The following is a 250-nucleotide window of genomic DNA, read 5'->3' on the forward strand; positions in this document are numbered from 1 at the left end:
CCCGCATGCAGTTTCGGATAACGCCGCATGTCGAGCAGCGGCACGCGGCACAGCACCGCGCCGAACAGTTCGGGACGCTGCACCATGCACGCGCCCACCAACAGGCCGCCGTTGCTGCCGCCTTCGATGCCGAGCTGCGCAGCGGTCGTCACGCCGGTGCGGACCAGGTCCTCGGCTACCGCGATGAAATCGTCGAACGAACGCTGCCGATGTTCGCGCTGCGCGTCGACGTGCCAGCGCGGCCCGAATT

At 68.4% G+C, this 250-nt stretch carries 1 protein-coding gene; it reads right to left on the bottom strand.

Annotated features, from left to right (window positions below; genetic code table 11):
- Positions 1-250: prolyl oligopeptidase family serine peptidase (locus SB816_RS33690; protein ID WP_410548463.1), on the bottom strand; the 250-nt coding region annotated here is incomplete at both ends.

Origin of the sequence: Achromobacter sp. SIMBA_011 (genome assembly GCF_046535435.1) — a bacterium.
GTDB classification, from domain to species: Bacteria; Pseudomonadota; Gammaproteobacteria; order Burkholderiales; family Burkholderiaceae_B; genus Achromobacter; species Achromobacter dolens.